This is a genomic window from Geothrix alkalitolerans (assembly GCF_022808885.1).
In the GTDB taxonomy this organism is placed as follows: Bacteria; Acidobacteriota; Holophagae; order Holophagales; family Holophagaceae; genus Geothrix; species Geothrix alkalitolerans.
The window spans coordinates 49,005-62,144 of the sequence record NZ_JAKZLE010000003.1 but is presented as its reverse complement, the minus strand read 5'-3'; the positions used below and the strand labels follow the sequence as shown (position 1 = coordinate 62,144).

Genomic DNA, 13,140 nt, shown 5'->3' with positions numbered 1-13,140 from the left:
GGTACGGACCTCTCAGATTACCCCGGGAACCCCGATGGATTACACTGGAATGCTGGAGCGAATGCATGGCCGTCCTGCCCGTACTGACCTGGGGCGATCCCCGATTGAAGAAGAACAGCGAGGATGTGGGGGCATGGACCCCCGAGCTGGAACAGCTCGTGTCCGACATGTTCGAAACGGCCCTCGACGAGGAAGGTGTGGGCCTCGCGGCGCCGCAGGTCGGCGTGAACCTCAACCTGGCCGTCATCGACTGCTCCTGCGGAGAGGATCCGGCCCAGAAGCTGGTTCTCATCAACCCTGAGATCGTCCGGACCGAGGGCAGCCAGGTGGGGCCAGAGGGCTGCTTGTCCATTCCCGGCATCCGGGAAGTGCTCGAGCGCCCCCAGAAGGTGGCCATCCGCAACCGGGCCAAGGACGGCAGCTGGCACGAGCTGGAGGGCGAGGACCTGCTGGCCCGGGCCTTCTGCCATGAGATCGACCACCTGCGCGGCCGGCTCTTCGTGGAGTACTTCGGACCGGTCAAGCGCCAGGTCATCCAGCGCAAGTACCAAAAACAGGCCCGGGGATGACACGCATCGCGTTCCTTGGCACCCCCCGCGCGGCCGTCCCGGCCCTGCGGGCCCTGGCCGAGGAAGGCATTGAGGCGGTGTTCTGCAATCCCGACCGGCCTTCGGGCCGGGGGCGCCACCTGGAGGCCCCGCCCGTGAAGGGGGCGGCCCTGGAGTTGGGCCTGCCCGTCCACCAGCCCCCGACCTGGAAGGCGCCGGAGACCCGCGAGCTGTGGGACTCCCTGAAGATCGACCTCGCCGTGGTGGTGGCCTATGGCCATCTGCTGCCCGGCTGGATGCTGGATTCCTGTCCCAACGGTGTCTGGAACCTGCACTTCTCCCTGTTGCCCCGCTGGCGGGGCGCGGCGCCGGTGAATCACGCCCTCCTGGCGGGGGACGAGGAGACGGGTGTCAGCCTCATGCGCCTCACCCCGGGGCTGGACGAAGGGCCCATCCTGGCGCAGTCCCGCCGCGCCATCGGCCATGGGGACACGGCCGAGAGCCTGCTGGCCACCCTGGCGGAAGACGCGGCCGAGCTGCTCATGGATCAGCTGCCCCTGCTGCTCTGCGGCTGCGGCCGACCCGTGGAGCAGCGCCACGAGGAGGCCACCTACGCCTCGAAGCTCCGCAAGGACATGGGCCACCTCGACTGGCACCGCCCGGCGGCGGAACTCCACCGGCAGGTGCGGGCCCTCTGGCCCTGGCCGGGATCCGAGCTGCAGCTGGAGGGTCAGCCCCTCAAGGTCTGTGGCGTGGGGGCCCTGCGCACCTGCTACCGCGACCCGGGCCAGCTCCTCTGGGGTAAGGAGGGCGCCTGGCTCACCACCCCCGAAGGCGCCCTGGAGCTCACCCAGCTCCAGCGTCCCGGCAAGCCCGTCCAGCCCGCCCTCCAGGCCCTCCAGCCCTGGGGCGCCAGCGGCAGCCGGGTAGTGAGCTAGCTCACGCCAGGCCCGAGGGGAAGCGGGTGGGCAAGCAGGATGAAAGCCCTCGCCCGGCTTCGCTGGGCGGGGGCGTGGGGGACCGGGGGTGTGCGCGCAGCGAAGCGGAGCGCGGGTCCCCCGGAAAGCGTCAGGCCAGTCTCGCGGCCACGTCGCGGTAGTCGGGGTCCATCTCGTGGACGGCCTTGAACTCGGCGGCGGCGAGGGCGGTCTGGCCCTGCTGGAGGTAGATCTCGGCCAGGTCGTAGCGGAGGCCGATGCTGTCCTCGGGCGGGAAGCCGGGGGCCTCGACACCCTGCCGGAGCCAGTCCACGGCGGCCTGGAGATCGCCCCGGCTCTGCTCGCAGATGCTGAGCATGGAGCAGCACTCGAGGGTCCGCTCGGGGTCGCCCATGGCGATCTTGAACTCCTCGATGGCGGGGTCGATGAGCATCATCTCCTTGTAGGCGATGCCCAGGTTGTAGTGGGTGTCGTAGTCGTCGCCCTTGACCTGCTTCTCCACGCCCTCGCGGAAGGCGCTGAACAACTCGTCGACGCTCTGGATCTTCTCCACCACGTGGGTGGCGTCGTGCATCTCCTCGCCCTCGCCCGTGTCCAGCAGGGCGGTGCCGAGCACGTCCGTGAGGTCGAAGAAGGAATTGGCGAAGTCACCTTCCTCCAGGGCGCTGGCCTTGGGGGCGTGGCCCAGCTTCTGGAGGGCGATGGAGGCCCGCTCCATGCGGGCTTCCAGTTCGGGGTGCCCGGGGAACTGTTTGAGGGCGGCCTGGATCTCGACTTCCGCCTCCTCCGGGCTTCCGTAATCCAGCTGGAAGTCGATGTCGCCCAGGAGGCCGCCCAGCTCATCCGGCAGGGCCGGCTCCGCCGGGGGCGCCCAGGGCTCTCCGGCCGAGAGCGGCGGCAGGGCCTCGACGACCTCCGGTGAGAGGACGCCCGTGGGCATGGGGGGGAGCTGCAGCGTGGGGGAGGAGACGGCTTCCGATCCGGCGCTCAGGTCGGACAGAGTCTCGTCCATCCAGCTCAAGTCGGAGGCGTCGAGCGCAGCAGGCGGGACCGCCGCCGCTGTGGGGGCCGAAGGCAGGGCCGCGGCCGGGAGGATGGGCTCCGGCAGCACGGGCAGGCCTTCACCCAGGGGGATGGGCTCCCGTGAGGGGGTGCGCGGCTGCTTGGCCGGCGGCGCCGGAGCAAGGTCGGGAAGCTCCAGCTCGATGGGCTGTTCCAGGGAGAGGGAGGGCTCGGGCTGGGGCTCGGGCTGGGGTTCTGGCAGGGGGATGGGAGCGGGGGCCGGAGCGGGCGCGGGAGCGGCGAGGGGGATGGCCGGTCGCGGCGGCGGCGGGGCCGGCGCAGGAACCGGCGGAGGGGGCGGAGGCTCGGGCAGGCGGGCGCCGGGCTCGGGCAGGCCCAGGGTCCGGCGGTGGATGCGGGTCGATCCCGGGAAGAGCTGCTCGGCCATGTCCAGCAGCTGGGCGGCCTCGCGCTTCCTGCCGAGCTGGTTGAGGGCCTGGGCGCTCTGCACGTACTGCATCTGCACCTTGGTGAGGTGCCCGGTGGTCCGGTGCACGGCGACGATGGCCTCGATGATCGCGAGATCCGATGGATCGAGCTCCAGGGCCTTCTTGTAGCTTTCCACGGCGCGGTCGTGGCTGCCGCCGCGCAGCAGGGCCTCGGCCTCCCGGGAGAATTGCTCGATGCGAAGGCGTCGGACGGGATCCAGCTCCGTGTCCCCCCCGCCCTGAAGGGTGGTCTCCATGATCGCCGGAGCCTGGAAGCCCGCGGAGGAACCGGCCTGGAGCGGGCTGGGCAGCGGCGCCGAGGCATCGGGAACCACGCCCAACCCGCGGAGCTGGTTGGCGAGCTGTCCGATCTGGGACTGGTCATTGGCCTGGTGGGCCAGACTGTACGCATTCTGCAGGGCATGGACCTGGTCGGCCCGGTTGCCGCTCTGGTGGGCGATCTCGGCGAGCAGCACCCAGGCCTCGAGGCTCATGGCGCTCTGCATGGCCCCACGGAGACTGCGGCCGACGATGTCGCCGGAACCCCGGCGGGCCAGTTCGCGGGCGATGGGCGCGAACAGCAGGAGGCCTTCGTTGCCGCGGTCGGCGTTCACCAGGTTGCGGAGGGCCTTCTCGGCCAGCGGAAGGGACTTCTCCGGGAGCTGGGCGATCTCTCCCAGGGCCTCCAGGGCGCGGTCGGGGTGTCCGCTGCGGAGTTCGATCTCCGCCAGGGCTTCCAGCAGCTCCGTATCGCGCGGGTTGCTGGCCAGCCCCTCACGCAGGTGCTGGGCGGCGAGGGCATAGTCGCCCTGGATCACCCCCAGCCGGCTCTGGGTGAGGAAGACATGCGGCGTGGAGATCATCGACTTGGCGCGCTCGAGGATCTGGTTGGCCTCCCCGTGCATCTGCTCCATGGCCAGGGACTCGGCCACTTCCAGGTAGATGCCCGCCGCGCGGTCCTTCATGCCCTCCTTGTTGTAGAGGTCGGCCAGCTTGACCTTCATCTTCAGGTTCTTGGGGTCGAGGTCGACGACCTTGTTGAATTCCTCCAGGGCCCGCTTGATGAGGCCCTTCTTCTGGAAGTGCTCGGCCACCTGCAGGTGGACCTTCACCGCATCGGTGACCTTGTTCATCTGGCGGTAGAGGTCCGCCAGGCGCTGGGCGGCGTCGATGTCCTCCGGTGCGTTGCGCACCACCTTCTGGAAGATGGCGGCGGCCCGGGCGTGGAAGCCGTCCCGCTCGTAGGACCCGCCGAGCCGCTTGTGGATCTCCACTCCTTCCCGGGACCGGCCGATCTGCACGTAGAGGTCGCCGATCTGGTTCAGGGTCGCGTAGTCCTTGGGGTTGTCCTCGACGAGCTTGTGGAACTCCTCGATGGCCCGATCGACCTTCCCCGCCGTCAAGAGCTTGTCGGCTTCCTTCTTGACTTTGACGCGATCAATGGCCATTCACTTCCTCAAGATGCCTGACGGTTCGGAAAGTGTAGGCGGCGGGGGCCCACTTGGATAGATCCTGTGGTCTAAGTGAAGTTGCGCCCTGTGAAGCTGTGGGGCAGCAAGTCCTCCAGGCGGTGAAGCTCGCGGCCATGGCGGTTGGCCAGGAGGATCGGCAGCCGCTCGGCGAACTCGGCCAGTGCCTGCCGGCAGGCGCCGCAGGGCGGCGTCAGCATGTCCACGTCCGTCACCACCACGGCGGCCACCAGGCCTCCCGGGCGCAGGCCGGCGGCCACGGCCGCGCTGAGGGCCCCCCGCTCGGCGCAGAGGGTGACGGGGTAGGCGGCATTTTCCACATTGCATCCGGCCACGATGTCGCCCGAGGCGGTCAGCAGCGCCGCCCCGACCTGGAAGTGGGAGTAGGCGGCGTGGGCATTCGCGCGGGCCTTCCAGGCCGCCTCCAGCAGGGGCGTCCAGGATGGGGATTGGGGATCGTCGAACACCGGCGCCTCCGTCACGTTCAGATTAGCGGAGGTTCTCGGGGGCCGCTGGGTCTCCGGAACCCTCGGCCTGGGCGAGGGCCAGGGCGCGCCAGCAGGAGGTATGCCCCCGCACCTCCCGGGTCTCCAGGGGGCCCTGGAGCTCCAGGCTGACCTCCCGCTTCTGGAGGCGGGCCTGGAGCACCGCGCCGGAGAGGCGCTCCAGCTCCCGCTCGAAGGGCCGGCCCGGGGTCCAGGCGGTGAGGTCGAGCCGCAGATGCAGGCCCTGGGGACGCTCCTCGTGGAAGGTGCGCACCCAGAGCTGGCTCCGCTGGGCCGTGCGCTTCCAGTGGACGCGGCCTGGGGGATCGCCCGCCCGCCAAGGGCGTGCCCCCTCTGGGCTGCTGGTTCCCTCCTGGGTGACGGTGCGATGGCCCTCGCCCCGCCATCCCACCGGGGAGGCGGGCGGGGTGCGGGGGTGGGGGAGGATGAGCAGGTCCTGATCCAGGTCGATGAAGCGGGCCTTCTCCACCAGGCCGAAGGGGAAGCGGGTGCGGAGCTCCAGCCGCCGCGCCTTCGTCCAGCCCCGGTGGCCCGCGCGGGCCTGGAGGACCACCAGGATCTCGCCATCGGAGGTGGACCGGCCCAGGAAGCCGGGCTCCACCTGGCCGTCCTCCAGGGTGAGGTGGAGTTCCAGGCCCCGGATCCGGCCGCGGCCATGGTTCCGGCCCTGGTCCTGGAGGCGGAGCCGGAGGCCGCCCCGGACGCGGGCGAAGAGGTTGCCCTCCTCGAGGCTGGCGATCCGGAGGCCCTGGAGGGCGCGGCGGCTCAGGACCCCTGAGACCAGGAAGAGGCCCAGCATCAAGGAGAACACCAGGTAGAGCAGGTTGTTCCCGGTGTTCACGGAGAAGGCGCCCACCGCCAACAGGGCCAGCAGGCACTGCACGCCCAGCCCCGTGAGGGAGAGCCGGAGGCGGCGGTCGTTCCAGAGCCTCACGCGGCACCTCCGCCTAATGCACGCGTCGCGTGCTCCGGCGCGCTCCGCTTGCCGAGGCGGAGCCTCCCTGCGCCCCGCCCATCGGGCTTCGGCTGCGCCAAAGTGGCACTTCGCTCCTGCTTCGTGCTCATGGCTCCAGCCTACCCCGCCATGGGATCGGAAATCCGCCTGCTAGCATGGTCCTTCATCCCCACAAGGCCCCCCATGCTGGAACGTGTCCTTCGCACGAAAACCCTGGAGCAGCTCCGCGCCAGCGCCGAGGAGCCGGAGCACCAGCTCAAGAAGAACCTGGGGGCCTTCGACCTCACCATGTTCGGCATCGGCGCCATCATCGGGGCGGGCATCTTCTCCAGCATCGGCACCGCCGCCGCCGGGAACATGGCCGACGGGCGCCTCCCCGCGGGACCGGGCCTGGTCCTCAGCATCCTCATCGTGGCGGTCATCTGCGGCTTCACTGCCCTGGCCTACGCCGAGATGGCGTCCATGATCCCCGTGTCCGGCAGCGCCTACACCTACGCCTACGCCACGCTCGGCGAGCTGATGGCCTGGATCATCGGCTGGGACCTGCTGCTGGAGTACGCCATCTCCAACGTGGCGGTGGCCATCTCCTGGGGCGACTATGCCCGCAGCTTCCTGTCCACGGTGCTCCATGTGGACATCCCCGGCTGGCTGGGCATGGACCCCCGCAGCGCCCTCAAGCTGGTCCAGGGGGTGCCGGCCATGGACCTGGGCGCCAAGCTCCAGGCCCTGGCCCAGGCCAAGGCGGGGCTCATCAGCGGCGGCGCCACCTTCGCCAACTGGGAGGTGCTGAAGGCCGCGCCCACGGTGGCGGGCTTCCCCATCACCATCAACTTCCTGGCGGTGATCATCACCACGGTCATCACCTGGCTCTGCTACATCGGCATCAAGGAGAGCGCGCGGGTGAACGGCGTCATGGTGGTGATCAAGGTGATCATCCTGCTGGCCGTGGTGGGGCTCGGCGTCAAGTTCATCAGCCCGGACAACTGGCATCCCTTCGTGCCCCACGGGTTCCGTGGCATCCAGGCCGGCGCCGCCATCATCTTCTTCGCCTTCATCGGCTTCGACGCCGTGAGCACCACGGCCGAGGAATGCCGCGATCCCGGCCGCGACCTGCCCCGGGGGATCCTGGGCTCCCTGGTCATCTGCACCGTCATCTACGCCGCCGTGGCCCTGGTGGTGACAGGCATGCTGCACTACACGAGGCTGGGGGGCATCGCGGATCCCCTGGCCTACATCTTCACCCAGCACAAGATGGCCGGCATCGCCGCCGTCATCAGCTTCGGGGCCGTCATCGCCACCACCGCGGCCCTCCTCGTCTACCAGGTGGGCCAGCCCCGCATTTTCCTGAGCATGAGCCGCGACGGCCTGCTCGGATCCTGGTTCGGGAAGGTCCATCCCCGGTTCAAGACTCCCTCCACCGCCACGGTGTTGACGGGTTTCCTGGTGGCCATCCCGGCCGCCCTGCTCAACATCGATGAGGTGGTGGAGCTGGCCAACATCGGCACCCTCTTCGCCTTCGTCATCGTCTGCGCCGCCGTGCTGATCCTGCGGAAGCGCCGGCCCGAGGCTCCCCGGAAGTTCGTCATGCCCTTCGCCTGGATCGTGGCGCCCCTGGGCATCCTCGGCTGCTTCTGGATTGCCAGGGGCCTGCCCGCCATCACCTGGTACCGCTTCTTCGGCTGGCTGGGCATCGGGCTGGTGATCTACTTCTTCTTCGGCTCGCGGAACAGCCGCCTGGAGTCGCCAGCTGCGCGATGATGGATCCGGAGCTGTCCCATGTTCACCGGTCTGATCCGACATCTCGGCACCCTTGACTCCCGGTCCTCCCGGGCCGGCGGGGCGCGCCTGCGCATCGCGGCCCCGGCGGACCTGCTGGCGCGCGCGGAGCTGGGCGCCAGCATCTCCGTGAACGGTGCCTGCCTCACCAGCGTCGCCGTGGACGGCCGGGCCTGGGAGGCGGACCTCAGCGAGGAGACCTTGGCGAAGACCACCCTGGGCCGCCTGCCCCTGGGCGCGACCCTGCACCTGGAGCCGGCCCTGCGCGTGGGCGATCCCTTGGACGGCCACCTGGTCTCCGGCCACGTGGACGGCGTGGGACAGCTGCTGGCGCGTCCCCAGGTCCAGGGCGGCGTGGCGGAAGGCATCTGGCGCTTCGCCATGCCCCCGGAGCTGGCGTCCATGACCGCTGCCAAGGGCTCCATCGCCGTGGAGGGCATCTCGCTCACGGTGGTGGACTGCGGCACGGACTGGTTCACCGTGGCCCTCATCCCCGAAACCGTCACCCGCACCGCCCTGGCCACCATGCGCCCCGGCGACCCGGTGAACCTGGAGGTTGACCCCATCGGCCGCTTCGTGGCCCGCGCCATGGCCCTCCGCGCCCGCGACGAGAAGCTCGCGCGCTTCGCGCAGGGCGGCTGGGACAGAGCCTAGTTCAGGGGTCCCAGGTCCTTGGCGGGATCGTAGGCGAGGGTGCCCAGGCCGTCGAAGAGGTAGCCCTTTCCTGAGGCCGAGCCGGCGCCGTACTGGGCCAGGGGCCTCGGCAGGGGGGCGCCCTGCGTCCAGGTCCCGCTCCCGGGGTCGAAGCGGTACACCGTGGTGAGGGCCGGCTCAGCGTTGGCGCCTCCGAGCACCACCACCTGGCCGCCGAGGGCCAGGACGGCGTGCTGGTACACCCCGGAGACGGCCGGGAGGGGCGGGGCGGAGGACCACGTGTCGGTGGCGGGATCGTAGACATCCACCCGCGCCAGCCAGGGGTTCACGGTCCCCCCGGCGTACCCGCCGACCACGTAGAGCTTTCCGTTGAGGGCGCAGGCGCTGGCCCAGGACCGGGCGACGGGGAGGGGCGCGCAGGTGATCCAGGCGTCCAGGACGGGGTCATAGGCCTCGACTGTGGTGAGATCCATGCCCTGGTTCCCGCCCGCGACGTAGAGGCGGCCGCCCAGCTCGCAGCCGAAGGCACCCTGCCGTTCGGTGGGCAGGGGGGCCACGGTGGTCCAGAGTCCGGCGGCCGGGTCGAACACCTCTGTGGTTCGGCTCAAGCCCCCGGCGGCCACGTAGATCTTCCCGCCGATCACGCCCGCCACGGCCGGATCGCGCGGCATGGCCAGGCTGGCCCGGGCGGACCAGAGGCCCGTCGCGGGATCGAAGGCCTCCACGGTGGTGAAGTGGTTGCCGAGGGAGTCTCCCCCGCCGAGGACGTAGATCACGCCACCCACCGTGGCCGTGGCCACGCGGTAGCGGGGCGTGGGCATGGCTGGCAGGGCCGTGTAGGGGACGGGTGCCACCCGGAAGGTCCCGTTCAGGGCCTGGGAGGCCGACGCCTGCTTGTCGGAGGCCGTGATCTGGAAGCTGAAGGTGTCTGCCTGGGTGGTGCCGATCGTCACCTGGCCGAAGAGGCTGCCGTGGGTCACGCCCGTCACGTCCGTGATGGGCTCGCTGATGGACTGGATCGTGGTCCCGGCCCCGTTCTTGATCACGAGGTTCACGGTCGAAAGGTCGCCCCCCATGTCCGTGAAGTCGAAACTGGCGGATACGGTGGCCGTCCCCCCGCCATGGCCCTGGTACAGCGCGGTGGGGGTGACCGAGAGGTTCGAGATCGTCGGCGGATGAGAGGAGGATCCGCCCCCCGATCCACCCCCGCCGCACCCCACCCAACCCAGGACGAGGACGGAGAGGATTCCCTGGAGAGCGACCGATGCGTGTCTCATGGCTGCTCCATGTGCCGCCTGCGCGGAGGGGACTTCACCGGGCCCAGTGTCGTTCCGCGCTGCGGGCCGGGCACGGGAAACTGCGTCCCCCGGGCAGGGGACCGGCACCTCCATTAAAATTCTCTGGCGCCTACTCCCGGGCGCCCTTGCGGATGCGATCCATCTCGCGCTTCTGTTCGCGGGCCTTCAGGGCCTCGCGCTTGTCGCCCACGGCCTTGCCCTCGGCCAGGGCCACCTTGACCTTGATCGTTCCCTTTTCATTCAGGTAGATGGCCAGGGGGATGATGGTGAGGCCCTTGCGGACGACCTTGGCGGTCATCTTGGTGATCTCGGCCTTGTGCAGCAGCAGCTTGCGGGGGCGCAGCGGGTCGTGGTTGGCGTAGGTGCCGAACTCGTAGGGCGAGATGTGGGCCTGCTTGAGCCACAGCTCCCCGGCCACGGCGTCCACGTAGGCGTCCTGGAGCTGGCCCAGGCCCGCCCGCAGGGCCTTCACCTCCGTACCCTGCAGGGCGATCCCCGCCTCCCAGGTCTCCAGGACGTGGTAGTTGTGCAGGGCTTTGCGGTTGCGGACGAGGTCTTCGGACATGACCCCAGTCTATCCGCCCGGTACACTCGTCCTTTTGGGACGCCGCCATGCTGCAGAAGCTCCTCGCCCCGATCATCGCCTGGATGGTGGCCCTCATGGCCGCCATGGGGCCCCTGGGCGTCATGCTGCTCATGGCCATCGAGAGCGCCTGCATCCCCCTGCCCAGCGAGGTCATCATGCCCTTCGCGGGCTACCTGGCCTTCCAGGGCAAGCTCACCTTCCTGGGCATCGGCGCCGGCAGCCCCGCGGGGCAGATCTGGATCGCCGGGATCTTCGGCGCCCTGGGTTGCAACCTGGGCAGCATTCCCGCCTACGAGGTGGGCGCCTGGGGCGGCCGGCGCGCCATCGAGAAGTACGGCAAATACATCTGGCTGCACACGGGCCACCTGGACCAGGCCCACCGCTTCTTCGAGCGCTTCGGCTCAGAGGCCATCATCATCGGCCGCCTGCTGCCCGTGGTGCGCACCTTCATCGCCCTGCCCGCCGGCATCGCCCGCATGAACCGCACCCGCTTCCACCTCTACACCTTCGTGGGCAGCCTCCCCTGGTGCCTGGGACTGGCCTGGGTCGGCTACAAGCTTGGCGAGAAGTGGAACACCCTGGGCCAGTACTTCCACAAGCTCGACGCCGTCATCGGCGCGCTCCTCGTGGCGGGCGTGGCGTGGTTCGTGTACGACCACCTCAAGCACCGGTCCAAGGGCTGAGGCCGCCGGGATCGCAAGGCTCACCGGGCCTCCGCCTCGCGGCGCGGGAACAGCCTGGAGGCCAGCATGGCGCCGCCGATCAGGCCGGCGATCACCCCGAGGCTCCAGACGACGGGAACCTTGTAGACCTCGGAGAGGAGCATCTTGGCGCCGACGAAGACCAGCACCAGGCTGAGGCCGACCTTGAGGAGATGGAACTTCCCCACCACCCCGGCGAGCAGGAAGTACAGCGAGCGCAGGCCGAGCATGGCGAAGATGTTCGAGGTGAACACGATGAACGGGTCCTGGGTCACCGCGAAGATGGCCGGCACGCTGTCCACCGCGAACACCAGGTCGGTCAGCTCCACGGCCACCAGCACCATAAGCAGCGGGGTGGCGAACCGGCGGCCGCCCTGGACCACCGTGAAGGCGGGCCCGTGGTAGCCCTCCACCGCCGGCACCAGCCGGCGGAACAGCCTGAACACCGGATTGGCGCGGGGATCGAAGGTCTGGTCCCGGAGCAGCAGCATCTTGAGGCCGGTGACCATCAGGAAGGCGCCGAACAAGTAGATCACCCAGTGGAAGCTGGCGATCAGGGCCGAGCCGAGGGCGACGAAGACGGCCCGCATGAGCAGGGCGCCCAGGATGCCCCAGAACAGCACCCGGTGCTGGTAGGTGGTGGGCACGGAGAAGGCGCCGAAGATCAGCACGAAGACGAAGATGTTGTCCACGCTGAGGGCCTTCTCGATGAGGTAGCCGGTGAGGAAGGCCATGCCCCGCTCCGCGCCGAAGCCGGCCCAGAGGAGGCCATTGAAGGCCAGGGCGAGGGCCACCCACACCGCGCTCCAGATGGCCGCCTCCTTCACCGAGACGGCGTGGGCCCGGCGGTGGAACACCCCCAGGTCCAAGGCCAGCATCCCGAGGACGAAGGCCAGGAAGCCGGCCCACATCCAGAACGAACCGATGGATTCCACGTCGTCTCCTTTGGCCTAGGCGGCGCGATGGCGGATCGGAGCCATGGCCCGCAGGCGGGCCACCCGGTCCTCGATTGGGGGGTGGGTGCTGAACCAGCGCAGGAGTCCGCCGCCGGCGAAGGGACTGGCGATCATCAAGCTGGCGGTCGCGGGCTCGGCCGTAGGCCCCTGCCGCTCGGGATCCTGCCCCCGGCCGAGCCTCAGCAGCGCCAGGGCCAGCCCCTCCGGGTCGCCCGTGAGCCGCGCCGCGCCCTCGTCAGCCAGGTACTCCCGGGATCGGGAGATGGCGAACTGGATCAGCGAGGCGCCGAGGGGCGCCAGCAGCGCGAACAGCAGGCCCCCCAGCGGGCTTCCGCCCTCCTCGTCCTCCCGTCCGCCGCCGAGCAGGGCGCCCCACTGCACCCCGTGGGCCAGCAGGCTCACTGCTCCGGCCAGGGCGGCCGCCACCGTGGCCACCAGGATGTCGCGGTGCACGATGTGGCTGAGCTCGTGGGCGATGACCCCGCGCAGCTCCCGGCGCGGCATCGTCCTCAGGATCCCCTCGGTGAAGGCCACCACGCCGTGCTCGGGATTCCGCCCCGTGGCGAAGGCGTTCGGGGCGTCGTCCGGGATCACGTAGACCCGGGGCTTGGGGATGCCCGCCTCGGCGGCCAGCTGGGCCACCTCACGGTGGAGCCAGGGCATCTCCTCCTCGGGCATCTCCTCGGCGCCCTGCATCCGCAGCACCAGCTTGTGGCTCCAGAAGTAGGCGCCCAGGTTCAGCGCGAAGGCCGCGGCGATGGCGAGGGTCAACCAGCCCGTGCCCATCCGGGCGCCGAAGGCCACCAGCAGCGCGGTGACCAGGCTGAGCAGCAAGAAGGTCTTCAGGCGGTTCATGGGGTCTCCTCCGGTCAACCGAGGGGCCGGTCCAGGGCGCGGTCCACGGCGCGGCCCAGCCGCCGGGACGCGGCGTCAACGGCGGCGTAGAAGTCTCCGGCCACCGCCTCCACCACCTGGCGGGGGCCGCCGCGCAGCTCGAACTCGATCCGGCAGCGCTTGTCCAGGCCGCCCCGCGGCCCGTTCTCGTCGCGCATCCGCACCACCAGCCGCAGGATCCCGTCGGCCCGGCGGGCGATGGCGCTCCCGAGCCGCCGCTCCAGGTGGGCGCGGAGCGCCTCGCTGGTGGTGAATCCGGAGCTTCGAACCTCGATCCTCATCGTCCTCCTCCCTGGCGCCCGTGGGCGCAGGGACAAGATGCGGCCTGGAATAAGTTTCATCAAATTTATAATTTATAAAAAATAGTTT

General features: G+C 70.0%; 13 protein-coding genes. 5 read left to right on the top strand and 8 right to left on the bottom strand.

Annotated features, from left to right (window positions below; translation table 11 throughout):
• Positions 1-65 precede the first annotated feature (65 nt).
• Entirely contained in the window at positions 66-569 is a 504-nt protein-coding gene (gene def / locus MLJ35_RS08070) for a peptide deformylase (protein ID WP_243383898.1), read from the top strand.
• Complete coding sequence (gene fmt / locus MLJ35_RS08065; RefSeq protein WP_243383897.1) at positions 566-1,486, top strand: methionyl-tRNA formyltransferase; 921 nt, start codon at positions 566-568, stop codon at positions 1,484-1,486. Before def ends, fmt begins: the two co-directional genes overlap by 4 nt.
• 130 nt (positions 1,487-1,616) lie before the next feature.
• Here fmt and MLJ35_RS08060 read toward each other — a convergent pair whose 3' ends face one another.
• The 3 genes from MLJ35_RS08060 to MLJ35_RS08050 all read right to left on the bottom strand — a co-directional run bounded on the left by MLJ35_RS08060 (position 1,617) and on the right by MLJ35_RS08050 (position 5,885).
• Positions 1,617-4,424 (bottom strand): tetratricopeptide repeat protein, encoded by a 2,808-nt coding sequence (locus MLJ35_RS08060; RefSeq protein ID WP_243383896.1) that lies wholly within the window; start codon positions 4,422-4,424, stop codon positions 1,617-1,619.
• Positions 4,425-4,495: 71 nt separating this feature from the next.
• Positions 4,496-4,912 carry a cytidine deaminase gene (gene cdd / locus MLJ35_RS08055; protein WP_243383895.1) on the bottom strand — a complete coding sequence of 139 codons (417 nt, stop codon included), beginning with the start codon at positions 4,910-4,912 and terminating at the stop codon, positions 4,496-4,498.
• 22 nt (positions 4,913-4,934) lie between these two features.
• Positions 4,935-5,885 carry a DUF58 domain-containing protein gene (locus MLJ35_RS08050; protein ID WP_243383894.1) on the bottom strand — a complete coding sequence of 317 codons (951 nt, stop codon included), beginning with the start codon at positions 5,883-5,885 and terminating at the stop codon, positions 4,935-4,937.
• Between the two features lie 204 nt (positions 5,886-6,089).
• Between MLJ35_RS08050 and MLJ35_RS08045 the strand changes: the two genes are divergently transcribed.
• Both MLJ35_RS08045 and MLJ35_RS08040 read left to right on the top strand, forming a co-directional pair.
• The gene (locus MLJ35_RS08045) at positions 6,090-7,664 is read left to right on the top strand and encodes an amino acid permease (protein ID WP_243383893.1); all 1,575 of its coding nucleotides are present in this window, start codon (positions 6,090-6,092) and stop codon (positions 7,662-7,664) included.
• 18 nt (positions 7,665-7,682) lie between these two features.
• Complete coding sequence (locus MLJ35_RS08040; protein WP_243383892.1) at positions 7,683-8,336, top strand: riboflavin synthase; 654 nt, start codon at positions 7,683-7,685, stop codon at positions 8,334-8,336.
• Here MLJ35_RS08040 and MLJ35_RS08035 read toward each other — a convergent pair.
• Both MLJ35_RS08035 and smpB read right to left on the bottom strand, forming a co-directional pair.
• On the bottom strand, positions 8,333-9,613 hold the full coding sequence (locus MLJ35_RS08035) for a Kelch repeat-containing protein (RefSeq protein WP_243383891.1): 1,281 nt from the start codon (positions 9,611-9,613) through the stop codon (positions 8,333-8,335). The genes MLJ35_RS08040 and MLJ35_RS08035 overlap by 4 nt on opposite strands.
• 130 nt (positions 9,614-9,743) lie before the next feature.
• A complete protein-coding gene (gene smpB / locus MLJ35_RS08030; RefSeq protein WP_243322695.1) occupies positions 9,744-10,199 on the bottom strand; it encodes an SsrA-binding protein SmpB in 456 nt (151 codons plus the stop codon).
• A 47-nt stretch (positions 10,200-10,246) separates the two neighbouring features.
• On the opposite strand from smpB, the gene MLJ35_RS08025 reads away from it, so the two are divergent.
• A complete protein-coding gene (locus MLJ35_RS08025; RefSeq protein WP_243383890.1) occupies positions 10,247-10,903 on the top strand; it encodes a DedA family protein in 657 nt (218 codons plus the stop codon).
• 20 nt (positions 10,904-10,923) lie between these two features.
• On the opposite strand, the gene MLJ35_RS08020 is transcribed toward MLJ35_RS08025, so the two are convergent.
• The 3 genes from MLJ35_RS08020 to MLJ35_RS08010 are packed head-to-tail and all read right to left on the bottom strand — an operon-like array spanning position 10,924 to position 13,052.
• A complete protein-coding gene (locus MLJ35_RS08020) occupies positions 10,924-11,832 on the bottom strand; it encodes a TerC family protein (RefSeq protein ID WP_275976463.1) in 909 nt (302 codons plus the stop codon).
• Between the two features lie 39 nt (positions 11,833-11,871).
• Positions 11,872-12,732 (bottom strand): M48 family metalloprotease, encoded by an 861-nt coding sequence (locus MLJ35_RS08015; RefSeq protein ID WP_243383888.1) that lies wholly within the window; start codon positions 12,730-12,732, stop codon positions 11,872-11,874.
• Between the two features lie 14 nt (positions 12,733-12,746).
• Positions 12,747-13,052 carry an HPF/RaiA family ribosome-associated protein gene (locus tag MLJ35_RS08010; protein ID WP_243383887.1) on the bottom strand — a complete coding sequence of 102 codons (306 nt, stop codon included), beginning with the start codon at positions 13,050-13,052 and terminating at the stop codon, positions 12,747-12,749.
• Positions 13,053-13,140 lie beyond the last annotated feature (88 nt).

What these genes read in the sequence shown, in the direction of transcription:
- MLJ35_RS08035 (WP_243383891.1), bottom strand. Translation starts at nt 9,613, where the DNA reads ATGAGACACGCATCGGTCGCTCTCCAGGGAATCCTCTCCGTCCTCGTC.
- fmt (WP_243383897.1), top strand. Translation starts at nt 566, where the DNA reads ATGACACGCATCGCGTTCCTTGGCACCCCCCGCGCGGCCGTCCCGGCC.
- MLJ35_RS08060 (WP_243383896.1), bottom strand. Translation starts at nt 4,424, where the DNA reads ATGGCCATTGATCGCGTCAAAGTCAAGAAGGAAGCCGACAAGCTCTTG.
- smpB (WP_243322695.1), bottom strand. Translation starts at nt 10,199, where the DNA reads ATGTCCGAAGACCTCGTCCGCAACCGCAAAGCCCTGCACAACTACCAC.
- MLJ35_RS08015 (WP_243383888.1), bottom strand. Translation starts at nt 12,732, where the DNA reads ATGAACCGCCTGAAGACCTTCTTGCTGCTCAGCCTGGTCACCGCGCTG.
- MLJ35_RS08020 (WP_275976463.1), bottom strand. Translation starts at nt 11,832, where the DNA reads ATGTGGGCCGGCTTCCTGGCCTTCGTCCTCGGGATGCTGGCCTTGGAC.
- def (WP_243383898.1), top strand. Translation starts at nt 66, where the DNA reads ATGGCCGTCCTGCCCGTACTGACCTGGGGCGATCCCCGATTGAAGAAG.
- MLJ35_RS08025 (WP_243383890.1), top strand. Translation starts at nt 10,247, where the DNA reads ATGCTGCAGAAGCTCCTCGCCCCGATCATCGCCTGGATGGTGGCCCTC.
- MLJ35_RS08045 (WP_243383893.1), top strand. Translation starts at nt 6,090, where the DNA reads ATGCTGGAACGTGTCCTTCGCACGAAAACCCTGGAGCAGCTCCGCGCC.
- MLJ35_RS08010 (WP_243383887.1), bottom strand. Translation starts at nt 13,052, where the DNA reads ATGAGGATCGAGGTTCGAAGCTCCGGATTCACCACCAGCGAGGCGCTC.
- MLJ35_RS08040 (WP_243383892.1), top strand. Translation starts at nt 7,683, where the DNA reads ATGTTCACCGGTCTGATCCGACATCTCGGCACCCTTGACTCCCGGTCC.